The organism is Xylanibacter ruminicola, from assembly GCF_900142525.1.
GTDB classification, from domain to species: domain Bacteria; phylum Bacteroidota; class Bacteroidia; order Bacteroidales; family Bacteroidaceae; genus Prevotella; species Prevotella ruminicola_A.
The window spans coordinates 25,641-52,307 of sequence record NZ_FRBD01000003.1 but is presented as its reverse complement, the minus strand read 5'-3'; the positions used below and the strand labels follow the sequence as shown (position 1 = coordinate 52,307).

Sequence of the window (26,667 nt, the reverse complement as noted above, 5' to 3'; positions counted from 1 at the left end):
CCAGACATAGTACAACTTCCGTGCCGATTGTCAAAATGGCACTCGAAGATAGTCAAGATGGCACGGAATTTAAACTCGATTATACAATGCTGACAATTTATTAAACACGTTTAAACAATGGATGCCAGCAGAGAGTACAGGTAGCTACCAAAGGATATGAGCAGCCAAATCATAAGTGCTATGAGTAATAAAAGGACAATGAGTACGATGGCTGACTGCCATGCTCGCTGGTTCACCTGCTTAATAACGGCTTCGTCACCATTAACGAATCCTTGAATCATCTGCATGTTCTGGGTGTTGGCACGGTGGAAAATATCGATGATGTCGCCTACGAAGAAGGGAATCATGCCTAAGAGCACATCCCGCAGGGCATTATTCAATACAGCCAACGTCAGCGGAACGCTCTTTATGATGCGGGCAGAGAAATAGACAAACGGAACTACGCAGAGCAGGGCAATGGCATCGCCCCATCCGGGAATGACTCCGATGAGCGCATCCAGATAGTAGCGATCCATGTAGCGGGTCAATCCCTGCATGGTCTGATAGGCTTTGTTGTTAATCAGACGTTGGCGTCGTTGCAGTCGTTTCTCTTCGTTGGATTTCATCCGACCTTTTCTTTGCCTCGGCAGCATGAAAACGTTCATATCAGACTATACGAGCTCTTTACCGAATGGTGACAGGGCAAGCTTTGCCAAACGGAAGTGCATCTTTCCGAAGGGTATGCCAATAATAGTTATGCAGAAAATGAGGCCATAGAAGATGTGCGTGAGCCATATCCAGATGCCACCCACGAAGAACCATAGCACATTCATGAATATGCTCAGGCAACCAGGTTGTGATGGCTTCCACTTTACTTTTGTACCAAATGGCCAAATGGCCAGCATACCCAGTTTCATGTTCTGTATGCCGAATGGAATGCCGATGATGGTAATCATCAGCACCAGTCCGGCAATGAAATACTCCAGGGCAATATGCAGCCCACCAAAGATAATCCAGATGATGTTTCCTATTGTCTTCATTCTAATCTCTTTCTAAAAGTTTCTGACTTTTAGACGTAATACATAGATGAAAAGATGCAACTTTGAGATTAGCGTCCTTTTAAAGCGCATGCCCACCAGACACCTTGATAACTTGACCTGTAATCATCTTAGCCTGCTCACTGGCCAAAAACAGAATGGTTTCTGCAATATCCTGCGGTTGGATCAGCTTGCCCATCGGGATAATCGGTATGACTTCTTTTGCGAAATCATCGTCAATCCACCCTGTCTGAGTCGGACCTGGAGCCACACAGTTCACGGTAATGCCGTATTTTGCTACTTCAAGTGCGATGCTACGTGTGAGTGCTTCCAGAGTCGCCTTGCTTGCACCATAGGTAATCTGACCTGCAAAGACCTGTGCAGCATCTGTGGAAAGATTGATAATTCTGCCGTAATCGCTACGATGCTTAATAAATTCCCTCGTCATCAGAATGCTTCCACGGACATTGACGGCAAAGGTTTCGTCGATGACATTCTGCGTGATTTTCTCGATGGTGTCAAGTCCGTCCATGTCGCCGTCTGCCGCATTGTTGACGAGAATATCAATTCTGCCGTACCGTTCAAGCGTTTTCGAGTAGATTTCCATGACGGCATCTTCATTAGAGATGTCGCTCTCGATGATCAGGTAGTCGGCATCCATTTCCTGAAGCTTGCTTTTCACAATATCTGCATTTCCTGCATTGGCCTGGAAGTATCTGTCAGCTCCATTCTTGTCAGTCTTAGTCACATCAAAGGGTCTTGGGATTCTCTTATACACCAAAACCACATTTGCGCCTTCACGAGCAAAAGCAAACGCTGTGGTCGCTCCAATGCCCTGTGGGTTGTTCGCTCCCGTAATCAAGGCCACTCTGTCCTTTAATCCGTAATCAACCATATATTTATTTTATCTGCTTTTTGAATAACTGGAAATCGTAGCTTCTGACATCCGTTACAACGGTGTCTTCGATGCTTATGCTCTGCAGCACAAGCATAAGCGAGTCGTTGCGATAGGTAAGCAACTGCTCTGGATGATGCAGGAGCATGGTGTCCTGCCTAACGATGGAATTGATCGGATATTCAAGAACAACTACATCATTGTTCTTGACGATGACTTTCTTGTTTCTAAAGTTGCAAGTATACTGATTTTCCGGAAGCATGATGCTGTAGTCGCCCAAGTCAACAGGTTTCCTCCTTTCATACCAATTACTATTATCATACAAATTCTTGGACTTGTTGTAATTGAAACCATATTCCGGGTGGGACCATTCACCGTACTGTTTCTTGAACTCATCGTTTCCGATTTCATTGCGAACATAGTTGACTACGCTTGTGAAATCCATGTATTGTTCGCACAGCAGACTGTCCTGCTTGATGCGTCTCATATCTATTTCATCACTCAGTTTACCCGTCTTGGCATCCGTCAGCTTCAGTTCACTGATAAGCTGGGTGAGCCGATGCTTCTGACAACTCAGTCCGATACTTTTAGCTGAAATGCCAGGGATGTAGGTGAAGAGGATGATAGCTGCACCGAAGATGAGTGCCATAAGCTGGTACTTACGGGTACGCTTCTTCCAAAGCATCAGCACGAAGAGCGTCATCAGCACACCTGCCACCATCAGATAGAAGCGGCTCTCGGTGAAGCTATAGAGACGGATGCGGTAGATGGAGCCTATCCAGTACATGATGAGCGGAGGAATGGCTATCAGCGTGAAACGGTTGTAGAACCAGTCGTAGTATCGTTTGCTGAGTATCGACTGGGCCATGCGGCCTACAAGTGCCACAGTGATGAATCCCATCACCATCCATGCCACCCCACCCTTGGGCAAATCCCATTCGAAGGCAATCTTTATAAAATAGGTATAGAGGATGACGGTGTAGATGATAACGGCTGGTGAAAGGATAAAGTTCAAGATAAGCCGAAGCACCTTGAAGGGTTCTGTAACCTCGTCCTCATTCTGGCGGATCAGGGTACAGCATACCTGCGGAGCCAGCACGAACCAGATGAACTGGATGATATGCTCATAGAGATGCTTGGGTTCTTCGATGCCGAAGATATAGAAGAACGAGGCAACGATGGCCACAACCGCCAAGTTGAGAATACCGGTAATGAGCAGACCGAAGAACATCTGAGTGACTACATGCAAGGCATGGGCTGCAAAGGAACGGTTATCCAACCGCCTGTTACCTACCACTAAAAGAATGCCCGCCAACACGTAGGTAAACGCAAAACCGTATGTCCAAAGGAACGGCTTCAGGTCGAGTGCCATCAGGGGCAGGAATAAGAAGAACGAGGCGAGATAGGCCCAGCGATTAACGCGATGGAGCCAGAAAGACAAGGCCACCAGTGGGACGAAGAACCAGAGTATGTCTCTGTTAACGGCACTCTCCATCCGTGCCGAAGTCTCATTCCATGTGGATGACTCGCTGTCCCATACAGCTATGATAAAGAACACCACTCCCAATGCTGCTTCAACAGGGAAGCGGCGTGGACTTTGCAGTAACTGCTGTAGCAATGATTTCAGTTTCGTATTCATCTCAATTCTTTAGTTGTTACTCTTCTATCGTCTTGTCTATTCCTTCAGTTTCTTGGCTGGCCAACCATAGTCCTGATACATGGTGACAGCGAGACCGTTCTTCTTGGCATAAGTGGCCAATCCTTCTGCTCGCAGTCTTTCGCGATTCTTCTCATCGCTGTTGATAGTTTTAAAGGCATCGAACTTGTCACCGAAAATCTTCTTGGCCGTCGGCAAGTATCTGGAGCCATCCTCTACCTGGTCGAAGGCTGTCACTTCAAAACCCTTTGCAGTTTGTCGGATGTGCATCAGTCCAGGATGGCTGCCACCAGAGACGCATTTCAACGTGTCGCCCATCTGATTGTAGTTGAAGACCCAGAAATCGCCCCATACAAGGATGTCCTCTGTATTACGCTCGTCAACCCTCACTATGCTGTGGATGGGTACGCAATGTTCACCCTTGGCATACTGGCTGCCAATAGAATCAGTCAAATAGCGGTCAATGGCTGGAAAATAGGTCGTTTCCCGTTCATTGAGAAGTACAACTCTTTTGTTCTCATATTGCTTGTCGAGGATAATGATGGAAACGGGCTGAATGGTGAATGACTGTTTCTCGCCAGTCTTCACATCATAAGTATAGAGGAGCGAGTCTCCCTTTTCTTCCACCTTCACGGGATTGATTTCCGTTGCGAAGTCTGTTTCTTGCAGAACGATGGCCAACACAAACTGCTTGGTGAAATCGATAGCAGTCGGCTTGCCATTCTCGCCCATCGTCGTAGCCATGCCGAAAAGCTTGTTAAACTCCTCTTCCGTTGTGATTTTCGGGTATTCAGGAATCACCTGGTCATTCTTAAAGAAGTAGTTCTTAGCTACTTCAAAGGCCACTTCACTGCTTTCTTCATTGTCTTCAACTGTCGTTGCTGGCTTATTTGTGCATGCTACCATTGCCAGCAACATTGTAAATGCTAATAAAAAATTCTTCATTGAATCTCTATTTTTGGATTATCATATAAATAAGGGCTATCTGAGCTATCAGAATGAGCGGCAGGCCATATTTGAACTTCTTGTGCATCGTTTTGTGGTGCCAGACCTTCATGCCCAGCAATGCACCGATACTACCTCCAAGGACAGCCAGTCCAAGAAGTGCTGCATCTCTGATACGCCATTTTGCCCGTTTCGCCTTCCACTTGTCAATGCCATAGACGAAGAAGGTCACGATGTTGAGAGCAATGAGGTAATATACTATTGTCTGTGTCATACGCTTAATACCACTTATAACCGTGTTCTTTACAATAGTCAATAGCTGGCTGATAGCCTTGGAACGTGGACTTATGAATCCACTTTAAGCCTTTTTTCTCATCTTTGGGGACACCTGTACCAGTCATCAGGAACCAGCCTGTGGCAAACTGTGCCTGGGCATCGCCACCGTTGGCAGCCAACTCATACCAGAATACGCATTCTTCAAGGTTTTTCTCTATGCCGTCACCATTCCAGTAGGCAGCTCCGCAGTTCTTCTGTGACAGGACGTGTCCTTGGAAAGCGGCCTCACGATACCAAAGGAAAGCCTTGTGGTGATCCATCTCGACACCATTGCCGAGGTAATAGGCGTTGGCCACGTTCACTTGCGACTGCATATCACCCTTGTCGGCTGCCTTCATGTACCATTCAAAAGCCAGTACTTGGTCTTGCTCCACGCCTTTCCCGTGATAGTAGCACTCGCCGACATTGAAACAGCCATAGACATCATCCAGCTGAGCGGCTTTCATATACCAGTCGAAGGCCATCTCCAGATTGACCTTCACTCCAGTGCCACGCTCGTAGCAGACACCCAGGTTGTTCATCGCCTTGGTATCGCCCGCATAAGCCTTTTCGCGATAATCGTCTGCCTTGTTTCGCTCTTTTGGCATGGTTACAACTCCTGATATTTGTTGATTGTTTGCTCCAACTCTTCCAAGTTAATGAACTGAGAGGCACGGTAGATTTCCTTCCCTTCCATAAGCAACAATACAGTCGGCCCTGAATAAACCAGGAATCGCCCGGCAATCAACGGCTCTTCACGAATATCTGTGTAGAAAGAACAAAGTGACGTGTAATTGTCTGCAAGACGCTCCACTTTATCAAGCATGACATTGCAGACTCCACAATCTGGAGCCTTGATGTAGAAGAGACACATACGGTTGTCCTTCAGTGTCTGCTCAATATCCTGTATGTTTGTCAGATGCTCCATCGACCTTAATCTATAATATAGAATCCTGCTTCTGAAGGATGGTCGAGTACCATACTCTTGGGATTCTCCTTGGTCAGCAGCCATGTCATCCAAATGTCGCCAGCAGCTGCAGCTATGAAGAAGATTCCCCATGCCAGCATGGGCAGACTACCAATGAAGAGGGCAACGATGGCAGGGATGACACCCAAGATGATACAGGGCATCATGGCTCCCATCATGTAACCTGGGATATGCATTGGCTCGTCGCAGTGGCAATAGGGAGTCAGCAACTTCCACATCACACCGAAACTGATGCTCTTCCAGCCGCTCTTGGCATAATAGGCCCACGTCAGACCGTGAATCAGTTCATGAACGACGATGCCTACAAACATGAGGATGAATGCAGTGCCCCAGTTGCCTATGCCTCCGAGGAGTTCACCAATAGGCTTCTTACCTGCCCATATCCAGAAGAACGGCACAAGGAACACGATAGCTGCCACCACCATGATGGCTACAGCGAATATGTTTGCCTTTACAATATCGATGGCCACCTTGCGGCCTTTTACTTCATTCTCTTCCATATCCATTTGCCAAATACACTTAAATATATCTGCAAAAGTAGCAAGAATTGCCTTAAAATCACTATATTTGCAAAAAGTTTTGGGAAATATTAGGATTTAAGATGGGTAACATTAAGATCATAAGAGGTGTTTTTGAGACCAAACTGGAGCTCGAACATGCCAGTGTTGTGGCAGGATTTCCGTCTCCGGCTGACGATTACCGGCATGAGACACTTGACTTTAACCGGGATTACATCAAGCACCCGGAGGCCTCGTTCTATGGGGATGTGAGCGGTAACTCAATGAAGGATGCAGGCATCTTCGATGGTGACAGAGTGATTATCGACAGGGCTGTAGAACCACATAACGGCTCTATCGTGCTGGCATGGTGGAATGGTGACTTCACGATGAAGTACCTCGACCTGACCCATCGGGACGAGGGCTATATAGAGCTTCGCCCTGCCAATGACGATTTCCCTGTCTTTAAGATTGAAGATCCTGATAATTTCAAGGTTTGGGGAACGGTTATTCATTTGATAAGAACTTTCGAAACGGTCTGAGATATGAAGAAGATACTGTTAGTACTATTGGTTATCACTCTCCCTATGCTGATAGGATGTGAGAAAGAAGTGTTGTCAGAAGGTTACCCTGAGATGGAAGCTTTTTATACCGAGTCATGCGGACTAATGGCTGTAACAACGGATAGTGTCAAGCTATTCTCTGCTAAGGTGGATGGATTCACGATACGAAATCCGGAATCGAAGGAGCATTCCTTGTATCCGAAAATTCAGGCAAACATTAAGTCTGCTTCATTAAGGTTAATCATTACCTGCGATACAACGTGGGATGTTGAGACGCATATTAATTTCTGAAATATGGTAGACCACATTTCTATAGATGTTACGGACGCCAAGCAGTGTGCCGTTCCAAAAGATAAGTTCCGGATTAACAAGTATAATTTTGGAACACCGTTTGAAGATTTGGTGCATACTTCTGCACCCTATCTTCACTTTCAGGTATTACAACCTAAAGATGAAGAACAACGAGACAAAGCCATAGCTTATTTCAATGAACATGGCAAGCTCTACGCTACTTCTGTCAATTCTATGGACATATTATTATATGTTGGCTGTACGGAAAGTATCTATATAAAATCCAGCATTGCAGAAGTTGATCCAGAGGAATTCAAGTCTCTGATTGCTCAGGCATACCACTGGTTCAGATTTTACGGAAAAGAAGACCAAGACGAGAAATAGCATGTACGGAATAGCCGATTTGGACAATTGTTATGTGAGTTGCGAGAGGGTTTTCAGACCTGATCTGGCAGGTGTACCCTGCGTGGTCCTCTCGAACAACGACGGCTGCGTAGTAGCCCGTTCCAATGAGGCCAAAGCAATGGGTATCAAGGAAGGTACACCCTATTTCCAGTTGGCCCAACTATTCCCGAATCAGAAGATAGCTGTCTTTTCTTCGAATTACGAGCTCTATGGTGAACTGACAGGCCGTGTGGTCAGCATCATCAGCAAAGAAACACCCGCTTACTTCAGATATAGTATCGACGAGTGCTTTATGTACCTCGACGGCATAGAACTTGACCACCTCCAGCAGTGGGGCGAGAACCTCCACAAACGTATCAAGCGAGAGGTGGGAATGCCCATCAGTATTGGTCTGGCTCCAAACAAGACGCTTGCCAAGATAGCCTCGAAACTGGCGAAGAAGTATGAGGTGTATAAGCACTGCTGCATGATTGACACAGACTACAAACGCGAGAAAGCACTGGAATGGTGTCCGATAGAGGATGTATGGGGAATCGGGCGTCGTTATGCCGCTAAGCTTCAGGCTCTCGGTTGCAAAACGGCTCTTGACTTTGCCAAGCACCATAAGGACTGGGTGCGTTTGACATTTAACAACATCAATATCGTTCGCACATGGCAGGAGCTCAATGGTGAGGATGTCGTACCCAACGAGGAACTCGCCAAGAAGAAAAGCATCTGTACCAGTCGGAGCTTTAACGGAATGATACCCAACCTGGAGGGCCTGCGGACTCATGTCTCAAACTATGCGGCCCGGTGTGCCGAGAAGCTGCGTCAGCAAAATACTGTTGCGTCATCCATAGGCGTATTCCTTAACACTAACATGTTCAGAGAGGATCTCGCCCAGTACTGGAACTTCCAGGAGCAGTGTCTTGTTACGCCCTCCAACTCCACCATCACTATTGTCCAGGCTGCCAACGATGTTCTTCAGCGCATCTACCGTCAGGGCTACCAATACAAGAAAGCAGGTGTCATTGTCATGGGCATCGGCCCTGACTCACCCATCCAGCAAGATCTCTTCGACATCAATGCCGAACAGTTCCAGAAGATGCGTCGGCTCGATGAGGTCGTTGACCGCATCAACAGGCTTCATGGCAGTGAGACGATAGTGTTAGGTTCTCAGCAGTACACCCAGAAAGACGGCAAAGGAAAAGCTGATGTTTTCGCCAATGCCATCAAGCACGACCATAAGAGTCCATGTTACACGACTCGCTGGTCAGAGATAATACACATAAAGGTATAGAACCCCGATAAATAATGGATAAGCTTCATTATATAGAGATTCGAGAAGCAACCAAACCACAGGCAGCAGAAATTGCCTCGCTGATAATGATGGCAATGACCGATGACTGCTGTCTCTATTTCTGTGGTGATGGCTATGGATTGGAAGACTTCCACAGCATGATGACTATGCTGGTTGAAAGAGAGGACTCACAATATAGCTACAGGAATACTCTGATTGCTATGGATGGAGACAAGGTCGTTGGCATTTCCGTCAGCTATGACGGTGGCAGACTGCATGAGTTGCGTCGCGCTTTCATCAATGCTGCCAAAGAATGTCTCGGCAAGGATCACTCTGGGATGGATGATGAGACACAGGCTGGGGAACTCTATCTTGACTCATTGGCCGTTCTGCCAGAATATCGTCGCCAAGGAATTGCCAGCACTTTACTGTTGGCCACCAAAGAGAGGGCCAATCAATATGGGCTGCCTTGTGTTGGTCTCCTGGTTGATAAAGATAACCCCGATGGTGAAGCACTTTATTCTTCCGTCGGTTTCCGATATGTTGGAGATAACCGATGGGGAGGTCATCCTATGAAACACATGATTCTATAGATTACAAAGTCGTTCTTTCAGACGGGTATTGCGTTTCAGCACCACCATATTGTGGATGGCGTAGGCCAAGGCTTTAGTAGTGCCAACAATGATGCAGATTTTCTTGGCACGGGTGATGCCAGTGTAAATCAGGTTACGCTGGAGCATCACGAAATGGGTCATCAGAAGTGGGATGACCACGACAGGATATTCCGAGCCTTGCGACTTGTGGATGGTGGTAGCGTAGGCCAGCGTCAGCTCGTCAAGGTCAGAGTCCTCGTAGTCCACCGTCCTGCCGTCGAAAATGACACTGAGTGAACGGTCTTCCACATCAACACTCTCCACTGTACCTATATCCCCATTGAATACTTCTTTATCGTAGTTATTGCGGATTTGCATCACGCGGTCGCCACGACGATACCTGAATCCGCCTCGTGAAAGGCTGTCGCCCACGGGATTGATGGCCTCTTGGAGGGCGATGTTTAAGTTCGTGGCTCCAACAACACTTCGCTGCATCGGGGCAAGCACCTGGATGTCGTTGGTGCTGTAGCCGTATGCCTTGGGGATGCGGTTCTTGACGATGTTGACAATATCGCGGGCTGCCTGTTCGGGGTCTTCATCCTTGACAAAGAAGAAGTCGGACTGCCTGCCGTTGCTGATATCAGGAAAGATGCCCTGGTTAATCTTGTGGGCATTAGTGATGATACGGCTCGACTGTGCCTGACGGAAGATCCTGGTCAGGCGGATGACGGGTACTGCGCCTGAGTCGATGATGTCGCGGAGCACGTTCCCGGCTCCCACACTCGGCAGCTGGTCGATGTCGCCGACAAGTATCAGGCGCATAGATAACGGTACGGCTTTCAGCAGCGAATTCATTAGGATGATATCGATCATCGATGACTCGTCCACTATCAGCACATCACCGTCCAGCGGGTTCTCGTCGTTGCGACCGTAGCCCTCTGCAGGGTTGAACTCCAACAAGCGGTGGATTGTCTTGGCCTCCTTGCCCGTTGCCTCACTCATGCGTTTGGCGGCACGGCCAGTCGGGGCAGCCAGCAATATGCGCTGGCCAAGAGTCTCAAACGAGGCGATGATGCCTAATGTCGTGGTAGTCTTTCCAGTGCCTGGTCCTCCCGTCAGTACCATCACCTTCGAGCCGATGGCTTTCCTGATGGCCGAAAGCTGCACTTCATCGTATTCTATTTGGTCTCGCTTGCCCAGATCCTCGTTAATGGCTCCGCTGCTGTCGAAGATGTTGCCCATCGGCGTTTCTATCAGCCGTCTTAACTTGTTGGCCACGCCCACCTCCGCATAGTAGAACGGTGGCAGGAAGATGGCATCCTCGTCGAGCATCAGGTCCTCTTTAGCTATCATATCGTCGAGGGCTTGCGTAATCGGTTCTTCATCGGCCTGAAGCAGTTCCTTGGCAGACTTGACCAGCTGTTCACGCTCGGAATAGACATGGCCGTCTTCCGAGAGCTTGCTGAGTGTATAGAGTATTCCGCTGCGGCAACGGCGAGAGTCGTTCTTCTCATAGCCCAACTTCTCCGCTATGCCGTCGGCAGTCTTGAAACCAATGCCCCAGATGTCGTCGGCCAAACAGTAGGGATTGTTCTGTACCTTCTCGATACTGTCCTTGCCGTACTGCTTGTAGATCTTGGCTGCATAGGTGGAACTGACACCGTGTCCCTGCAGGAAAACCATGATGTCCTTCACGTCCTTCTGCTTCTCCCAGGATTCCTTGATCTTGGCAACACGTCCCTTGCCGATATTCGGCACTTCGAGCAGACGGTCAATGTCGTTCTCGATGACCTCGAAGGTTTCCAGTCCGAAGTGTGAAACTATCTGCTTGGCGAACTTCGGGCCGATGCCCTTCACCAAACCGCTGCCCAAGTATTTCTCAATGCCGATGACAGTAGCAGGCAGTTCCTCAGTCCATGATTCGACCGCGAACTGACGACCATAGCGCTTATCGACGCGCCATGATCCTTCCACGGTCAGGACTGCGCCCACCGTTACCTCATGGAATGTACCGACAAGCGTCTGCTCGTCCCTGTAGCCCTTGATAGTCGCCTGAAGGACAGAGTAGCCGTTCTCCGGATTCTGGAACGTGATGCGCTCTATGGTACACTTGATCTTCTCCATGACGGGTTACTTCTTACGGTAATTCATGTATGATTGCCATGCCTCAGTGATGTCCTTCGCGCAGGTTTCAGAAAAGAACGTCGCCTGACAGTCGTCCTTGAAGGGTGACCAGTTGCCGCAGATAGTGCCGTCGTAGGCTATGACGGGCTGGAAGATGCCACTGTTGTTGTGGGCATGATGACGATGCTCTGGTGGCAACACTATGTCGCGGGACTTATAGCCAATGAGATATTCGTCGTAGGGAGGAATCAGCAGGAACTTACCCTTTCGGAAGCCCCGTGTGCGGCAATCATCTGTCAGATAGAATTCCCTTCCTTTCCACTTCTCAACGTGGATGGAATCGCCCAAGAGCGCAATTCCCTTGCGACAGTCGCTGACGTTCAAGCCTGACCACCAGACGAAATCCTCCAGCGTCGCAGGCTGACGGCTCTGGAAGTACTTGCGGGTAAAGCGCATCAATGCTTCGTCTCTATCAATTGCGCCTTGCGACTTCACCTTATTGGCAGTAAGCGCATAGGTGGCCTTCATCGGCAATAGATCTCCGCTACAGAGCGTGCCTGTAAACTCGGCCATGCGGATATGATACGACAGACGATGATCATCCATCTGCAAGCCTCTTTCCTCCAATGCTTGAACAATGTCCTCCTTAGTGACACTTCCTTTGTCTGCTGCCGTTTGGGCGAGGATATCGCGGACTCGAAAGAGTTCATCATCAGGGATTGAGATTTTGTTGCTACTCATCCAGCCCTTTGTCACAGCGATAGACTTGGGACCGCAGAGGGTGATGAATGGCCAGTAGTCCTCGGCAGATACCAGTTGCCAAGTGCCTCGCATCAGGTGCAACCGGATAATCCGCCCGCTGTCAAAAGCCTTCTTGAAAGTCTTGGCTGACGGCTTACGGGTACGCATCTCCACAGCCCATCGCATCATGCGGTACTCTTGCGCCTGCATGGCACCCATGTAGCTGACCACCTCAGCAGGATCACTGAACTGAGGTGCAACAAGCTGTTGGTTGAGAAGTCGGATGGCTACGGGATTTATCATTTCATTCTTTGCCATTTCATTTCTTCACCCTCCTTGTCATACTGTTTACGTTTGCCTGTAGGAGGCTCTGTCAGGATGATTTTCACTACGACTGTACGTTCAAGACTGCGGGCAATGGCATCGTCGAAAGCATCCATGTGGTTGGGTAAGAATCGCTCACAGATGGCTCTTAGTGCCTCTATCTTTTCGTCTCTATCTTTCACCATCTCAGCCTTGCCAACTGCCATTGCCGATTTATACTGGAGCGTGAAACTGCCATCCTTGGGGCCAACTGTCGGGGCGCACTTGGTTACAGCCGACAAAGCCACTGTCGGATTGGCGGCTATGCAGTCCAGTTTGTCACCCTCCAAGGCACAATGGAAATAGAACGTCTTATCGTCTGTGCGAGCTAACGACAGGGGTACACCATAAGGCGTACCATTTGGTCGTGTGAAACTGATGGTGACATACGGCGCCTTATCCAATACCTCCAATGCGAAGGCTGCATCCATTTCTCTACTTGCTTTTCTCATTTCAATTGTTTCTCCATTTTGTAACATGTAAAAGTCTCACCGACTATCTTCTGCGAGTAATCTGCAACATAACCCATCGTTTCATAGAAATGAATCTTGTTGTCACGGCTCTCCAGTACAGATGTACGATAGCCCAGTTCCTCGGCCCACTTCTCAGCCTCCTGAACTACAAGCGTTCCTAGTCCCTGATGACGATACTCCGGCAGAACGACTATCCAGCCAAGCATCACTCGTTCATTGTCTATGGCATACAACCGGCAAGTGGCTACTGGAAGATAGTCATCAACGACCACAATATACTTGGTCTCTGGCGTATCATGCTCGTCAAACTCAGCATATAGCGTAATCTGGTGTTTGCGTGCCATTGCCTGTATGCGGACATAGTAGGCTCCGGCTTGCTCTGCTGTCTTTGTTGCTCTTATTATCTGCATGTGATGCTATTTTATCGGGTCTGAACAATACTCACGTCGGCCACAGTCCTTGCAAAACTTGCCGATCCATACATTATCGAACTGTTCGATGGCTGCTTCAAGCATTTCCGGGTCATCGGTCAGGATGCCAGCTTCGAAGTTTCGTTTCTTAGGTGATTTCATGCCCATGCCAGCACCTGTCAGGTTCGCTGAGCCGACGTAGGCAATGGTACTGTCGATGATGATGAGCTTGAAATGGACTCTCGGACATAGCACACGTTCCATGCCGTCATAGAGGATAGGATGCTTCTCGTGATCCTCCCGCCAAGCCGTTCCTGGTTCCTTGGCATGAATCAACCTGACCTCTATGCCTTTCTTCAATAAGGAGGCAATCAGTGCAAGGAATGGCTTGTCATCAACATACAGGTCTTTAATGTCTGCCGTCCCAATCCACACCGTCTGTTTGGCTTTACCCACCAAAGACAGGACTTCCTTGTAGTGGTTCTCGTCTGCTATGTACTTGATGAAACTCATATCGTTATTCTTATCTTAATGCCATCCTTCCTGAATCTGTCATTAGGCCTCTTTCTTCAAGTTGCCTACATCTTTCCTTATTCAACTCGGTCCAATGGCTACCTTTCTTTCTTGGTGAAAGTCTCTGTGCCAACCGTCCGTCAGACAGTTTCTTTACCATAGAATCAATCCATCCGAAACATAAGGCTTCCTCTACTATTTCAATGTAGGGCAGTGTGTCAGGCTTGGGAGTCTTTGACCTGTTGCAAGCCACCCAACAGCATTTCTCTGAAAGATGATACTTCTCAAACCATTCCCTCAGTTGTTTCCGTTCCGTGAATACCAACAGGTTTGTTACTTCCATAATTTTAATCTTATCAATGTATGATGTTGATGTATCTTGTTTCAAGGTATTTCAGCCACAATAAGCTTCTATTACTTTTATAATGCCTTCCCAGGACTTTGAAAAAGTCTTCGTATGTAATGGCATGAAATGTGTCTTTCCCTTTGTTTGTCAGCAACTCTTCGTATGCTTCAATGACTCCTATGTGACTACCAGTAGAGTGAAAATGAGTGTTCCCAGACGGATATAGCGTGAGAGAGTCAAAATATAGATACTTAGTCTTCTTTTGCTGGAGCATTGCCAGTCCAAGAATGTGATTTCTCCATAGCTGAATGAAATCAGGATTATTGAATTGCAGGGGGTCGTTATTGACAAAACACTCACTATTGCGTGTCGTAACCGAGTAGGCAGACTCTGGATCCTGCATCATTGCAAACTCCTTATTGCCCACACTATAACCTTCTTCAGTGTATTTTACCTCTATTCCAATAATGCCTGTATCACCCCTCGATGTCTTATATTCAATATAAACGTCAAAAGCTGTTTTGTCGTTAATTGTATTGGGAGCATATTCTATCTGCCATTTGAATATTGTCGTGATGTCTCTATGTGGAAGTATTTCCGAAAAACACTTTGCAGCAGCCACAAGGTCTGTCATCATTGGAACAAATACATTCCAGGGGACATGCTCGCTTCGCAACATATTGGCCATCAAACCAAAATCTGTAGGGATTTTGCCCCTGTCTTCACATAATGCTTTTCCTATCTCTTCATGGTATTCAGGAACAAAGTTCATTAGACGTGCGGCATCAGCATTGGTAAGGATAGCAATGTCTGTCTCTGTTGTACGTCGATGCTCAAATTCCTCTGCTGTTTCATTTGTACCCTTACGTGTAGAGTGGTTACGTCCCATCTTCAGTTTCAAGACATTCTCTCTAAACCATGCCTGATGCAGGCGACAAGCCTTTCTATATTCGCTATCCCCTCCATAATGTGCTTTTGCGGGCTGTATTTCTTTGGAGGATGCAAGATACTCAACCTTAATATCATGCCCTACCTCTCCCAGATTCTTGATAATCCTGTCGAAACTAAGTTTGTCGTATTCGGAAGAGTTTGCGAGAATGAACATGATTTTGGGGCGTTCTGAGAAATTGTATCTGATGGGCGAACCTTCAAATAGCTGCAACTGCGTTTTCTGTTTGATGATACTCGTAACATCTTGAAGAAGGGCCTGTCTCACATAGACGTTGTTGATGATGCCCTGTGACATTCTCACATGATCCTCGATACCAGACTTGCCATCAACAGCTCCCAATCCACATTTTACCTCAGCCAGATATACTTCATGCTTACCATCTTCATTGGGTTTATTGCTGACAACAAGCAAATCAATTTTAGTCTTTGCCACTCGATATTCCACTGGTATCTTGGCCTGGTCTGGTGCCCATTCCATGTCAATAGCAAGAAATTCTTCATCAAAAGAACTGTGATCTGCTTTGTACTGTTGCTGAACGATGAATTCATCGTGTGACTTATATTTTTTGCACAGAGCCTTGGCATCTTCAAAATACAGCTTAACCTTGGCCATATCCTGCAAATCGGCAGGCTCTCTTAGTTGCGCACTTAATGTCAAACCATCTTTTCTATTGGTATAATAGCGAGGGTTGAGCATAGTGATATTATCAGAAGTGTTCTTCCTGTGTGATATTCTGAGAAGGAGGTTCTTCTGACAATATATCATCACTTCATCATTCACTCTGATTTCAAAAGCCAATTCTTTGTCAGACTTCACATACTGAAGGAAGTCATAATAAATGCCTCCTTCAAAGTATTTTGATAAACTTGCCGCAGATAATGTTCTTGCCATTGCTATTCTTTCTTTGTGATTCTCGCCAAATAATCATAGTGTTCACCTTCAGCAACCAACTCAACTGCATATCCGCATCTCCCTGATTTTTGCTTCAGGGTATCAGCATCAATATATAGCCAGTCAAAGGGCTCTCCGATGGTGTCCTTGTATTGCATCCGGAAGCTATGCTCTCCGTAATACCCCATGTCATCTGGTAGTTCTATGATACCATCCTCTGTTTCGAACACATAGCTTATATCCGAAGAATCACAAAGAACTTGACCTCCAGAAGCCAGAATAGAGTCGAGCTGCTTGAAGAACTCTGGCATACGCTCCAAGGTTCCCACGATTCCTATACCGTTCATCAGCATCAGGATGGTATCATACTGACCCTCCAGAGTGAAGAAGTCTTGTTCGATGACCTTCTTGACCTCTCGTTCTTTCATAGTTTCTACGGAAAGAGGGGAAATATCAATGGCGGTTACATCCATACCTCGCTCTTGGAGAACCAATGAATGGCAACCAGCTCCGGCTCCTACATCCAAAATCCTCCCTTTAGCCATGTTAAGAGCCTTACGTTCTATCTCGGGCATATCCTCATAGCTGCGGAATAGTGTAGTCAGGGGAATCTCGTCCTCCTCGAACATCGGGGAGAACACCCTGAGCCTGTCTGCCCTCTTTGTTTCCCAGTATTCGGCAATGGCTCTGCCCATTGGATCCTTCTTGCTATTCATCTTCGACTTCACAGTGTAAGAATCCCATTTCCTTGGCCTTCTCTTGATTCATCAGGAAATAGATGGCCTCGCCTTCGTTACAGAGTTCTCCCTTCGAATTGACGATCTCCGCATTGATATATACCAGATTGCGGACTTGCTTCGCGACTTTTGCTCGTATCGTCAGCTCTGGTTCTGTCGTCGGAATGGCTTTCTTGAACTTCACATTCAGCTGGACAGTATAGCCGCTGGTCTGTAGCTTGCGGGTGACCACCCATCCACATACTTCATCAATCAGCGTACTCAGTATGCCACCGTGCATGGTGTTCACCCAGCCCTGATAATTGTGCTGCGGATTCCATTTACTTACGATATAGTCACCATCCTCATAGAACTCCAGATGAAGTCCGATGGGATTGTCTGGACAACAACCAAAGCAGTTATACTCAGGATGGTTGCGCCAAGGGTTTATTATCTTCTTCATTTCTTCTCTAAATAATCGAATAGATTAATAGTTCCTGCCTCGTTTCTGACATCAAGGGTAGGAACATATTCTTCCATTCTCGTTGTACCACTTATCTTATCGACATAGAAATTGACGAATGCCCCTGTATAACTGCGGAATACCACCTGATAGGCAGAATCGGTCTCTTCGCCCATCTGAACATACATGATGGAGGGGTTCTCCTTAGCTATGCTCCAGTCATACGCGCTATGGCAATAGTTGCTGACTCCTTCATAGGCCATCTCAGCTGTTATTTTATTCTTTGTGGTATTGTTGCCACAAGAGCAGAATAACAAGATAGCCAATATGAATGAAAAGGCGATATGTTTCATAAGTGCTATCTTATTTCTTCTAATTCGCCAGTCTCTGAGTCTATAATAAACCCGCGAACCACCACATCCTTTGGTACAAGAGGGTGGGTCTTGATGGTCTCAACTGTCTTGCGGACAGATTCAGGTGTGTCCTTGAATCCCTCCAACCAATGATCCAGGTTGATGCCACATTTACGGATGGTATCAAGTGTCTCATCCGTAACACCACGGGCTATCATCTCATGATGGAAGTGGTCATAACTCATGTGGCAGGCTCCGCAATGCGAGTGAGCCACCACCATGATTTCCTCCACACCCAGCTCATATATAGCCACAATGAGGCTACGCATGGCCGAGTCGAAGGCAGAAATCACCAGACCACCTGCGTTCTTGATGATCTTCGCATCACCATTCTTCAAGCCAAGGGCTGCAGGGAGCAGTTCTGTCAGTCTGGTGTCCATACACGACAGCACCGCCAACTTTTTATCGGGGTACTTGCTGGTCAGATACTTCTCGTAGCCCTTCTGTTCTACGAAGGTCTTGTTATAGTCAATAATCTGGTCAATCATAAGCCTATTCTCTTAAACTATGTTGTATTAACAGGGCAAAGTTAGTGATTTTTCAGCAGATTTTGTAAATTTGCACCTTAGAATTAGGATTGTTTATGAAGTTGTTATGATTCAGCAAGTAGAAATAACGCTAAAATCTAAGTCTCGCGGATTTCATCTGGTGACCAATGAGATACTGAGCCAACTGCCCAAGTTGCCTAAGACGGGCATCATCAATATATTCTGCAAGCATACGAGTTGCGGTCTGAGCATCAATGAGAATGCAGACCCCGATGTTCGAGTGGATATGGAAACCATATTTAACCGTCTTGTTCCTGAGAACAGACCAGAATATGAACATACGTTAGAAGGTGCTGATGATATGCCTGCTCATGCCAAGTCAACACTGAGTGGTGTCAGCCTGACGATACCCATTACTAACGGTCGTTTGAACATGGGAACCTGGCAAGGAATCTACTTCTGCGAGTACCGGAATTACGGTGGGGCAAGAAAACTGGTCGTAACAATCATAGGAGAGTAATATATGATTTTTTTAGAACTTGTAAAGAACAGATACAGTTGTAGGGCTTATAAGTCTATCAACGTGGAGAAAGAGAAGTTAGACTATATTCTGGAATGTGTCCGCTTTGCACCTTCAGCAGTGAACAAACAACCCTGGCTATTCCACATTGTCAGCAATGAGGAGGACAAGGCTAAGCTTCAGCAATGCTATAATCGTGACTGGTTCAAGACAGCTCCGATGTATATCATTGCCTCTATCCTGCATGATGAAGAGTGGGTAAGAGCCGATGGCAAACATCATGGCAACATTGATATTGCCATTGCCGTGGAACACCTTTGTCTGGCTGCAACGGAACAAGGCCTGGCTACCTGCTGGGTATGCAACTTTAACGCTAATCTCTGTAAGGAGCAGTTTGGCTTACCTGAGAATGAGGAACCTGCCGTCATCATTCCATTGGGCTATGCTGCAGACGAGATGAAGCCCAAGAGCCGTAAGGCTATTGACGAAATCGTTAAGTGATATGGCCTACACAGGACGTTTCGGACAGTCAGACGATTATCGTCGTGAAGAACTGATAAGGATAATCGAGCACTCTGTAGAGAACCTAACTCTTCAGGAATTGGAGGCTCTGTATTATGATATGTCCACTAAAAACTACATCAACGAATGAAACTGAAGAAACGAAAAATCAAATATGCTGCAATATTCTGTCTCTGCTGGTTTGTCTTCTTAGTCATTCTGGTTGATGGAGTACTGAAGTTCCAGACATTGGTTGACTACTTCGGATCCTACGCATTAGTAGAGATTACGCTATTGCTATTAGTCTTCCTGCCCACATTGGCAGTATACAGATTAACAAAAGAATAGAAACAGAATCCGCTTCATAAAAGGATAAGGATAGTTTAAGTTAAAACTATAGGAATATGAGAAAAAGTGTTTTTATAATATCCTGCTTGATGATTCTTATTGCCTGTGGTGGAAAGAAGACACAGACAGAAAGTGCCGATGTAGCCACTGCTGACTCGACGGTGGTGATGACAATTGAAAAAACGGACTCGATACCAAATACTCCTCAAAGCTATAGTCTGACGGGGACTATTGTGTGAGGATAAAGCAAGCATGACATTTGAGAGGGATGGCAACGACGTGACAGGTGTAGTTACACGATGTGAGTATTGCGAACCTATCGATGTAAAAGATACATATAAGGGTGACATTATCTCAGTTGAGGGATTCAGTCAAGCGGGATCACACATCAAATATGAATTGACTGTCACAAGCAATGATGTAAAAGGTGCAGAAATATTGTCTGCTGAAGGAGAAGTCGAAAGGCAAAATGTCACTATGACTATAGTAGAGCAATGACGTTACCAAAGTTTATCATCTGCATAAATGGAGTATTCCGTCTGGGAATGGTCAACCAGCATAAGCACCTGCTGAAGCCTGGTGAACAATGCATTGGTGGCGGCTACTACCATTTCGATTTCGTTTCGAACGTAATTATCCTCGATAGGGAGTCATACGATTTTGGCCGCCCCAAGTGGCATCTGCTTGAGGTGCTGAAAGTGCCTTCAACCTATCGCGGCATGCGAATTGTTTATAAGTATGATGACGGATTCCACGACGATTTCAATGTCAGCGAAGAACTCCCAATAGAATACTATGACTAAAAAGGAATACACTCTCTCCGATAGGACATGCTTTCTGTATCAGAATGAAGCAGCCAAACACCTGCTAATCCAGCCTATTGATGAACATGACTTGGAAGGATTGGATCAAGAAGTCGAAACAATCAAGGAGTTGTCCGATAAGTCTTTTTCTCTTGTGGCTTTTATGATAAAGGACTGGAACCAAGAACTGACTCCCTGGGGTGCACCTCCTGTATTCGGTAAGACTCCTTTTGGCGATGGAGCAGAAAAGACACTGGAGTTCATCACAAGCCAACTGCTACCAGAGGTTCAAGAAGACATTCCTCACCTCATACTTGGTGGCTATTCTCTTGCTGGACTGTTTGCCTTATGGGCTGGGTATCAGACAGACAAGTTTGAAGGCATTGCTGCTGCCTCTCCATCTGTATGGTACCCTCAGTGGATTGATTATGCATCAGGAAACAAACCGCTTGCAAAGTCCGTCTATCTCAGTCTTGGCGATAAAGAGGAAAAGGCAAAGAATCCTGTGATGGCGCAGGTCGGCAATGCCATCCGTAAGCAGCATGAGCTATTGACGGAACAAAAGATTAATACCATACTTGAATGGAATGCAGGCAATCACTTCGTCGATTCCGACAAGCGGATGGCAAAGGGATTCGCCTGGTTAATAAACAATAGATGATAGACTTTGCACCATATATTCAGAGCAACTGGTCATGGATAATATTATTCGTGGCAGCTCTATTTGTTGGCATGTCGAAAACGGGAGTCCAGGGACTGACTATCCTGACAGTGCCATTGTTGGCAATGACATTCGGCGCAAAACCATCAACAGGACTAATGCTACCAGTTCTCTGTTTCGCAGACCTGATAGGTGTGAGCTATTACCGTCGACAAGCAGAGTGGAAATACATCCTGAAGCTACTTCCGATGGCTATTGCAGGGTTCTTTCTTGCCCTTTGGGTTGACCACCTGATTCCTGCACAAGAGTTCAAACATCTGATGGGAGCCTGCCTTGCACTGGTTCTTGTGGTGATGCTCTGGAGCCAATGGAAAGGTAAGGAAAACATTCTTGCCGACCACTGGTGGTATAGCCCTCTGTTCGGATTGCTGGGCGGTTTCACGACAATGATAGGCAATGCAGCAGGACCGGTTATGGCCATCTATCTGCTTTCCATTCGTATGCCCAAACTGGCTTTTGTTGGTACAAATGCCTGGTTCTTCCTTTGTGTCAACTACCTGAAGATACCCCTTCAGGTATTTGCCTGGCATAATATCAACTACACGACTCTGGCTATTGATGCCTGTGCCATTCCGTTTGTCTTGATGGGAGCGTTCCTTGGCATCCGTTTAGTAAAGTTCCTGCCAGAACGGGAATTCCGCATATTCACCACTTCCGTTACCATTATCAGCGTCCTTGTGATGCTATTTGCGTGAAATTTTGTGTTAAATATCGAGAAAAGTTCGCTCAAATAGAAAAATTTGAGTAATTTTGCGGCAAAATTCATGGAAATTTTTCAGATTAATAAATTTTTATGCTTGAAATATATCCCATTAACGAAGATACATGGAAGTTGTTCGAGCCATTTGGATTTACGGAACATGACTTCTACACGCTGCCCAAAGAAGACTTGGAAATGCTGTGTATGGGACAGACCACGAGTCTGCTGCCACTGCAATTGACAAACAGTGACGGCGAGACTGTGGAAAGACTGGCCCGACTGGGATTTATACGCAAGCCTGACGGGGGTGTAGAAGTGAAAGCCTACCCACAATATGACGAGATACAGACTGGTGACCTCGAACTGTCGAAACGGGACATTGAGCGACTGAAACGGCAGGGGGTTATCTATACGGAAGCCGTCATTGACGGACAGCGGAACCGCTGTTTCGTACAACTGGACCAATTGACGAACTGTCTGCTGTACGCGAAAGCAGATGACATCGGCAGGCTGATACCAACCGATATCCACGGTACGGAGCTGACCCGCACCCAGCGTGAGAAGATAAGACAGGGAAAGTCTGTGGAAGTGAAGGTAGGCAACCAGACGTATGTCGTAGGTATTGACCTCGAGAAGCGAAACGGCTTCAAGATCTGGAAGATTAGTAACTATTGATGATTGTTCAATTAGGATGAAGATAGATTATCGTGAGGCGCGTAAGGAAGTAAGCATCGTCGAAGTGCTTTTGGACTTGGGGTATAAGTACGACAAGTCGAAGGGCGGCGTGAGTCCCAACTTCGTGCTGAGAGACGAACACGGAAAGGAAATAGACCGTGTGATAGTCAAGAATCCGAAGAATCTGGAGAATCAGGGTTACTGGCGCAGAGACGGCGGAAAGGGTGACCTGATTGACTTCATACGCGAGAACCTGGCGGCATTTCCCGTGACAGGAAGGAATGATGTGGATACGCTGAATAGGGTGTTGGCCAGGTATATGGGAAAAGAGGAAAAGGAATCATTCAATCTTGACGATTACCTGGACAAGGCAGGCATCCATGAGGCAAAAGAATTTGATGCTTCCAGATATGACAGACTGGACACTGCCGAACGGATAGACCACGTTATGACCTTCTTTGAACAACGCGGACTGAGCAGGGAGGCAGCGATGGTTTTTGCACCATTCATCGAGCTGGTGAGGAAAAAGGCAGATGAGGACAGCACAAGCCCAAAAGCCATTTACAATCTTGGCTTTCCATATCACATCCCCGGTTCTGCAGAGATTGTCGGATATGAGATAAGAGGATATAAGGGATTCAAGGGAAAGGCAGAAGGGACTAACAGTACTTCTGGGCTATGGATGACAGAGCCGGAATCCACCCACGGAAAAGAGGCCGCTCCCCTACCCCATCAAATACAGAGAGTGTTTTTCTTTGAGAGTGCATTTGATGCCATGGCGTTCTGGCAGTTGAACCATGACAGAATAGATTTCACTGGCTGCATTTTGGCATCGACAGGCGGCAGCTTCTCTGATCAGCAGATAACAGAAACGATGAACTTCTTCCACAAGGCGCAGGCAATTGATTGCTTCGACAACGACCTGCAGGGAAGACTCTATGGATGCCGGATGGTTTGCCTCCTTGAATATAAGGCGAAGAACTTAGAATTCAGCATCAATGGCGAGATGGTGCATTTCCAGCTTGGTGACAAGCAGTTTGATATCGCATCAGATCTTGTGGATGTCGAGACATTCCGTGCCATGACAGGAATCTATGGCAACCGCGTCCTACAAGAGAAGTCGCCGGAACCCAGCAAGGACTGGAACGAAGCACTTAAAATGGGAATAATATGACCCTAAAAAACACCAATTTAAATGATAAAAATCTAGAAGGAAGATTGTAAAATGGATATAAATGAATGCCTGGAGACGTTTTGCTTAGAAAAAACAAATTGTGAGTCGGAAAAAAAGGCTCCATCACACATCAAAGGTCATTTGTGCATACACACAGCCTTGACTGAAGAGGATGTCATTCATCAGGTCAACGACGGACATGATGTCTTTTATAGCAAGGACAGAAAAAAGCTCATCAATGCTACCGGACAACTGACGACATATTCTGTTCTATATGGCACTCAAGTCATCTGTCATGGGGCATTTTGCGATACTTTTGCTACGGAAATCAAATTACCAGACACTGTGTTGGCCTTTGGCTATAATCCGTTTGGGAATACTCATCTCAAAAGGTTTATAATTCCAAAAAATGTCCGCCATATAGAGACAGTTAACCCGTTTGCTTCCTGTTACTCATTGGAAGAACTCATTGTGCTTTCTCCTCATTTTAGATTAGAACATGGCGTGCTCTATACCAGTGATTACAAGATATGTTATGGAGCAGCCACGAAGAGCTGTCCCAAGGATCTGAGGATTCATGAAGGCACAGAGATCATCGCTAACAACGCATTCTTCAGGAGAAAACTAAATAGTGTCTATATCCCAAATTCCATGAAGGAGATTGGCAAGAATGCCTTTGCATATACTGGTCTGAAGAAGATAACACTCCCCCACTCCATCACACAGATTTCCGAGGCATGCTTTCAGTGCTGTAATCTGGTAAACGTAACTATACCAGAACTTGTAACCAACATCCATGAAGATGCCTTCAGTGGCAACGCGAACCTGAAGAGCATTACGATGATGGGAAGAGTAAAATCAATAGCAATAGGAGCACTGAGTCTTTGCCCAGAGCTGATGAAGATAACAGGCCCTTATGGTTCGCCAGTTCTGAACCTGAAGACGATGCAGGTTGCCGGACTCGACGACAGGCAACACAGCAAGAGAGAATCGTGTGAGATTAATGGCAAGAAGGGTGTTACTATGACGCTGACGTGACAATCTCTACGTGCAGGAGCTTCTCCCCTACCCCATCGTCATCGATGGAATAATTAAATGAGAGATCACTGGAACCTGATGCTAACAGTTCATCAAGTTCCTTTTTTGTGGCGGTAAGAATAGTGTCAATATCCTTTGGCACCATGGTCTTTTGTTCGGGAGAAGTGCAGAGTAGTTTTTGAGTCTGTGCTGCAGTAAGCTGTCTCTCCAGTTCTGCCATTGGAATTGTATGCTGGTTCTCATTGCGCCAACTTGCAAGCATCAGGTAAATCTGTTGGCTATACCGGGTCTTACAAGCCAAGAATGCGGCCTTGCTTATTTCGCAGAATCCATATTCCTTAGAGATGATATGATTCACAACATCCTTGTCGAGCTGAATCATGAAGTCCTTGCTATCACCCTCTTCGAAGAATACCGTACCCAAACGATGATAGCGTTTGTAAGACTCATTGTTAAGTTTACTGGGAATGGCAACGGATATCAAGGAAAGCGTGCTTAACCTGGAACGGAACTTAGCATAGTCTGCTCTACGAATACCCATATCCTTGAAACGAATCGAGAAGAGAATATCCTCCTGAATTCCGAACAAGTCATATTGTGATCCTTCACGGATATAGGGTTGCAACTGATCGATAATAGCGAGCAAAACCTTGTTCTGCCAGAAGTCGTAACCCTGGCGCATCATGATGACAGTCATCGGGACGATTATCTGATCTCCCCTACCCTGCTCTTTCTTCAAGTCTCGCTTCGTAGGCATTCTATAACCGTTTATATTCTGCAAAGATACGAAGAATTCTTGATAAGAATAGAATTATCTGAGAATTTTTAAGGTTATTTGTGTAGAAAGGAACCAAAAGAGATTAGGAAATATTAAAGAGTATATTTTATCTTTAATAAATAAGTTATTTAATCTTTAATATTTATGAATAACGTATGATGCTTAAAGCCAAATGTTTATCGAAAAGCCCCCTACTCTACTTGAGTTGACCAGTCATCACATTTGTAATCTCTAAATTCGTATATCAAGATTTAAGGTATTAGCAAGAGGTGACTGTTCAGTTACCCATAAGGGAGGGCATGAGCGAAACTCACAATTTTAAGAAAGTGCTGATAAATAATAAAGAATAAACTTATTGAATAATAAAGAATATGTTTGTATTTAATAAATCTGAAATATTCTATTTAATATATATTATATCACTTCTTTATTAAATAGCAAGCTTTATATTTATTAAATTAATAGTTGTTTCTTTAATAAAGTTTTTAGTTTTTCTTTATTATAGTTTAATACTTATATTTATTAAAGAATATATTTTGTATTTAATATATCTGGGACTATATCTTTAATAAATCAACACGAATCGTCCCGACCCAAACCATGTGGAACACGCCAAGAATAAGTATGTGAATTATTAAAGAATAATGATTCTTCTTTAATAAATAAAAACAAGTCCAAAGACACATTGCCAGTACAAACCAGGGAGAATGTTATTATTCTTAAAGAAAAACTTCATATTTATTAAAGATAAAATATTTAATCATTGAATATGAAGCGGTTAGGCGAAAACATTCGATTGGCTTGATAAGCATATAATAGGCATGGGGTACCTGCCAGATGGCAAGTTAGACACCATCTCCAAAGAGAAAGGGGCAGACCTCGAAGAAAAAGTTCACAGGATCTGATTGAGAGACATTTCAGACAATATAAATATTAAAGAAGAAGTCTTGTATTAGTAAGGATAATAGTAATATATTTAATAAAGATAAACTGTTTATTTATTAAATAATATTATTCTTATTTATTAAAGATAGTGTATTTAAATATTAAAGATATAATATCGTATTTATTA

At 45.7% G+C, this 26,667-nt stretch carries 37 protein-coding genes; 16 read left to right on the top strand and 21 right to left on the bottom strand.

Annotation, left to right across the window (positions count from 1 at the left end; genetic code table 11):
* Positions 1-110: 110 nt before the first annotated feature.
* The 9 genes from BUB86_RS02490 to BUB86_RS02450 form a co-directional block, all read right to left on the bottom strand.
* Positions 111-605, bottom strand: a complete 495-nt coding sequence (locus BUB86_RS02490) for a DUF4112 domain-containing protein (protein ID WP_073204841.1) — start codon at positions 603-605, stop codon at positions 111-113.
* Positions 606-650: 45 nt separating this feature from the next.
* The gene (locus BUB86_RS02485; RefSeq protein WP_073204838.1) at positions 651-1,019 is read right to left on the bottom strand and encodes a YccF domain-containing protein; all 369 of its coding nucleotides are present in this window, start codon (positions 1,017-1,019) and stop codon (positions 651-653) included.
* 79 nt (positions 1,020-1,098) lie between these two features.
* Complete coding sequence (locus tag BUB86_RS02480; protein ID WP_073204835.1) at positions 1,099-1,911, bottom strand: SDR family NAD(P)-dependent oxidoreductase; 813 nt, start codon at positions 1,909-1,911, stop codon at positions 1,099-1,101.
* Between the two features lie 4 nt (positions 1,912-1,915).
* A complete protein-coding gene (locus BUB86_RS02475; RefSeq protein WP_073204832.1) occupies positions 1,916-3,550 on the bottom strand; it encodes a DUF4153 domain-containing protein in 1,635 nt (544 codons plus the stop codon).
* 36 nt (positions 3,551-3,586) lie between these two features.
* Positions 3,587-4,513 carry a hypothetical protein gene (locus BUB86_RS17455; RefSeq protein ID WP_175549383.1) on the bottom strand — a complete coding sequence of 309 codons (927 nt, stop codon included), beginning with the start codon at positions 4,511-4,513 and terminating at the stop codon, positions 3,587-3,589.
* Positions 4,514-4,520: 7 nt separating this feature from the next.
* Entirely contained in the window at positions 4,521-4,787 is a 267-nt protein-coding gene (locus BUB86_RS02465) for a DUF1294 domain-containing protein (RefSeq protein ID WP_139261319.1), read from the bottom strand.
* Between the two features lie 4 nt (positions 4,788-4,791).
* The gene (locus tag BUB86_RS02460) at positions 4,792-5,436 is read right to left on the bottom strand and encodes a tetratricopeptide repeat protein (protein WP_073204828.1); all 645 of its coding nucleotides are present in this window, start codon (positions 5,434-5,436) and stop codon (positions 4,792-4,794) included.
* Positions 5,437-5,438: 2 nt separating this feature from the next.
* Positions 5,439-5,756, bottom strand: a complete 318-nt coding sequence (locus BUB86_RS02455; RefSeq protein ID WP_073204823.1) for a thioredoxin family protein — start codon at positions 5,754-5,756, stop codon at positions 5,439-5,441.
* 5 nt (positions 5,757-5,761) lie between these two features.
* Positions 5,762-6,316, bottom strand: coding sequence for a DUF3267 domain-containing protein (locus tag BUB86_RS02450; protein WP_073205426.1), 555 nt, complete (start codon positions 6,314-6,316; stop codon positions 5,762-5,764).
* Positions 6,317-6,417: 101 nt separating this feature from the next.
* Between BUB86_RS02450 and BUB86_RS02445 the strand changes: the two genes are divergently transcribed.
* The 5 genes from BUB86_RS02445 to BUB86_RS02425 are packed head-to-tail and all read left to right on the top strand — an operon-like array spanning position 6,418 to position 9,444.
* Positions 6,418-6,855, top strand: coding sequence for a LexA family protein (locus BUB86_RS02445; RefSeq protein ID WP_073204819.1), 438 nt, complete (start codon positions 6,418-6,420; stop codon positions 6,853-6,855).
* Positions 6,856-6,858: 3 nt separating this feature from the next.
* On the top strand, positions 6,859-7,167 hold the full coding sequence (locus tag BUB86_RS02440) for a hypothetical protein (protein WP_073204816.1): 309 nt from the start codon (positions 6,859-6,861) through the stop codon (positions 7,165-7,167).
* A 3-nt stretch (positions 7,168-7,170) separates the two neighbouring features.
* A complete protein-coding gene (locus BUB86_RS02435) occupies positions 7,171-7,551 on the top strand; it encodes a hypothetical protein (RefSeq protein WP_073204813.1) in 381 nt (126 codons plus the stop codon).
* Position 7,552: 1 nt separating this feature from the next.
* Positions 7,553-8,851: a Y-family DNA polymerase gene (locus BUB86_RS02430; RefSeq protein WP_081373049.1), complete on the top strand. Its 1,299-nt coding sequence runs from the start codon at positions 7,553-7,555 to the stop codon at positions 8,849-8,851.
* 14 nt (positions 8,852-8,865) lie between these two features.
* On the top strand, positions 8,866-9,444 hold the full coding sequence (locus BUB86_RS02425) for a GNAT family N-acetyltransferase (RefSeq protein WP_073204806.1): 579 nt from the start codon (positions 8,866-8,868) through the stop codon (positions 9,442-9,444).
* On the opposite strand, the gene BUB86_RS02420 is transcribed toward BUB86_RS02425, so the two are convergent.
* The 11 genes from BUB86_RS02420 to BUB86_RS02370 are packed head-to-tail and all read right to left on the bottom strand — an operon-like array spanning position 9,439 to position 18,337.
* A complete protein-coding gene (locus tag BUB86_RS02420) occupies positions 9,439-11,568 on the bottom strand; it encodes an ATP-dependent RecD-like DNA helicase (protein WP_073204802.1) in 2,130 nt (709 codons plus the stop codon). The genes BUB86_RS02425 and BUB86_RS02420 overlap by 6 nt on opposite strands.
* Positions 11,569-11,574: 6 nt before the next feature.
* Positions 11,575-12,627, bottom strand: coding sequence for a winged helix DNA-binding domain-containing protein (locus tag BUB86_RS02415; protein ID WP_254795072.1), 1,053 nt, complete (start codon positions 12,625-12,627; stop codon positions 11,575-11,577).
* Positions 12,609-13,124: a pyridoxamine 5'-phosphate oxidase family protein gene (locus tag BUB86_RS02410; protein ID WP_073204798.1), complete on the bottom strand. Its 516-nt coding sequence runs from the start codon at positions 13,122-13,124 to the stop codon at positions 12,609-12,611. The genes BUB86_RS02415 and BUB86_RS02410 overlap by 19 nt, the downstream gene beginning before the upstream one ends.
* Entirely contained in the window at positions 13,121-13,555 is a 435-nt protein-coding gene (locus BUB86_RS02405) for a GNAT family N-acetyltransferase (RefSeq protein ID WP_073204795.1), read from the bottom strand. Before BUB86_RS02405 ends, BUB86_RS02410 begins: the two co-directional genes overlap by 4 nt.
* A gap of 6 nt (positions 13,556-13,561) precedes the next feature.
* Positions 13,562-14,068, bottom strand: a complete 507-nt coding sequence (locus BUB86_RS02400) for a phospholipase D-like domain-containing protein (RefSeq protein WP_073204793.1) — start codon at positions 14,066-14,068, stop codon at positions 13,562-13,564.
* A gap of 10 nt (positions 14,069-14,078) precedes the next feature.
* Positions 14,079-14,411 (bottom strand): YdeI/OmpD-associated family protein, encoded by a 333-nt coding sequence (locus BUB86_RS02395; RefSeq protein WP_073204790.1) that lies wholly within the window; start codon positions 14,409-14,411, stop codon positions 14,079-14,081.
* 13 nt (positions 14,412-14,424) lie between these two features.
* Positions 14,425-16,257 (bottom strand): PGN_0703 family putative restriction endonuclease, encoded by a 1,833-nt coding sequence (locus tag BUB86_RS02390; RefSeq protein WP_073204787.1) that lies wholly within the window; start codon positions 16,255-16,257, stop codon positions 14,425-14,427.
* A 2-nt stretch (positions 16,258-16,259) separates the two neighbouring features.
* Positions 16,260-16,973 carry a class I SAM-dependent methyltransferase gene (locus BUB86_RS02385; protein ID WP_073204782.1) on the bottom strand — a complete coding sequence of 238 codons (714 nt, stop codon included), beginning with the start codon at positions 16,971-16,973 and terminating at the stop codon, positions 16,260-16,262.
* Entirely contained in the window at positions 16,966-17,436 is a 471-nt protein-coding gene (locus BUB86_RS02380) for a PaaI family thioesterase (protein WP_073204779.1), read from the bottom strand. Before BUB86_RS02380 ends, BUB86_RS02385 begins: the two co-directional genes overlap by 8 nt.
* Positions 17,433-17,789 carry a hypothetical protein gene (locus BUB86_RS02375; RefSeq protein WP_073204776.1) on the bottom strand — a complete coding sequence of 119 codons (357 nt, stop codon included), beginning with the start codon at positions 17,787-17,789 and terminating at the stop codon, positions 17,433-17,435. The genes BUB86_RS02380 and BUB86_RS02375 overlap by 4 nt, the downstream gene beginning before the upstream one ends.
* 5 nt (positions 17,790-17,794) lie before the next feature.
* Complete coding sequence (locus BUB86_RS02370) at positions 17,795-18,337, bottom strand: beta-class carbonic anhydrase (protein ID WP_073204773.1); 543 nt, start codon at positions 18,335-18,337, stop codon at positions 17,795-17,797.
* A 106-nt stretch (positions 18,338-18,443) separates the two neighbouring features.
* Here BUB86_RS02370 and BUB86_RS02365 point away from each other — a divergent pair, with 106 nt between their 5' ends.
* From BUB86_RS02365 to BUB86_RS02320, 11 genes are all read left to right on the top strand, one after another.
* On the top strand, positions 18,444-18,857 hold the full coding sequence (locus tag BUB86_RS02365) for a secondary thiamine-phosphate synthase enzyme YjbQ (RefSeq protein WP_073204769.1): 414 nt from the start codon (positions 18,444-18,446) through the stop codon (positions 18,855-18,857).
* Between the two features lie 3 nt (positions 18,858-18,860).
* On the top strand, positions 18,861-19,358 hold the full coding sequence (locus tag BUB86_RS02360; protein ID WP_073204765.1) for a nitroreductase family protein: 498 nt from the start codon (positions 18,861-18,863) through the stop codon (positions 19,356-19,358).
* Between the two features lies 1 nt (position 19,359).
* The gene (locus BUB86_RS17450) at positions 19,360-19,509 is read left to right on the top strand and encodes a hypothetical protein (RefSeq protein WP_175549382.1); all 150 of its coding nucleotides are present in this window, start codon (positions 19,360-19,362) and stop codon (positions 19,507-19,509) included.
* Positions 19,506-19,706, top strand: a complete 201-nt coding sequence (locus BUB86_RS02355; protein ID WP_073204760.1) for a hypothetical protein — start codon at positions 19,506-19,508, stop codon at positions 19,704-19,706. Before BUB86_RS17450 ends, BUB86_RS02355 begins: the two co-directional genes overlap by 4 nt.
* A gap of 252 nt (positions 19,707-19,958) precedes the next feature.
* Entirely contained in the window at positions 19,959-20,204 is a 246-nt protein-coding gene (locus BUB86_RS17820; protein ID WP_073204757.1) for a hypothetical protein, read from the top strand.
* Positions 20,201-20,509 carry a hypothetical protein gene (locus tag BUB86_RS02345; RefSeq protein ID WP_073204754.1) on the top strand — a complete coding sequence of 103 codons (309 nt, stop codon included), beginning with the start codon at positions 20,201-20,203 and terminating at the stop codon, positions 20,507-20,509. Before BUB86_RS17820 ends, BUB86_RS02345 begins: the two co-directional genes overlap by 4 nt.
* A complete protein-coding gene (locus BUB86_RS02340; protein WP_073204751.1) occupies positions 20,502-21,170 on the top strand; it encodes an alpha/beta hydrolase in 669 nt (222 codons plus the stop codon). Before BUB86_RS02345 ends, BUB86_RS02340 begins: the two co-directional genes overlap by 8 nt.
* The gene (locus BUB86_RS02335) at positions 21,167-21,925 is read left to right on the top strand and encodes a sulfite exporter TauE/SafE family protein (RefSeq protein ID WP_073204747.1); all 759 of its coding nucleotides are present in this window, start codon (positions 21,167-21,169) and stop codon (positions 21,923-21,925) included. The genes BUB86_RS02340 and BUB86_RS02335 overlap by 4 nt, the downstream gene beginning before the upstream one ends.
* A 98-nt stretch (positions 21,926-22,023) precedes the next feature.
* On the top strand, positions 22,024-22,605 hold the full coding sequence (locus tag BUB86_RS02330) for a DUF4099 domain-containing protein (protein WP_073204743.1): 582 nt from the start codon (positions 22,024-22,026) through the stop codon (positions 22,603-22,605).
* A 16-nt stretch (positions 22,606-22,621) separates the two neighbouring features.
* On the top strand, positions 22,622-23,779 hold the full coding sequence (locus BUB86_RS02325; protein WP_081373048.1) for a toprim domain-containing protein: 1,158 nt from the start codon (positions 22,622-22,624) through the stop codon (positions 23,777-23,779).
* A 159-nt stretch (positions 23,780-23,938) separates the two neighbouring features.
* Positions 23,939-24,817 carry a leucine-rich repeat domain-containing protein gene (locus BUB86_RS02320; RefSeq protein WP_217653206.1) on the top strand — a complete coding sequence of 293 codons (879 nt, stop codon included), beginning with the start codon at positions 23,939-23,941 and terminating at the stop codon, positions 24,815-24,817.
* On the opposite strand, the gene BUB86_RS02315 is transcribed toward BUB86_RS02320, so the two are convergent.
* Positions 24,801-25,574 carry a replication initiation protein gene (locus BUB86_RS02315; RefSeq protein WP_073204736.1) on the bottom strand — a complete coding sequence of 258 codons (774 nt, stop codon included), beginning with the start codon at positions 25,572-25,574 and terminating at the stop codon, positions 24,801-24,803. The genes BUB86_RS02320 and BUB86_RS02315 overlap by 17 nt on opposite strands.
* Between the last annotated feature and the right edge of the window lie 1,093 nt (positions 25,575-26,667).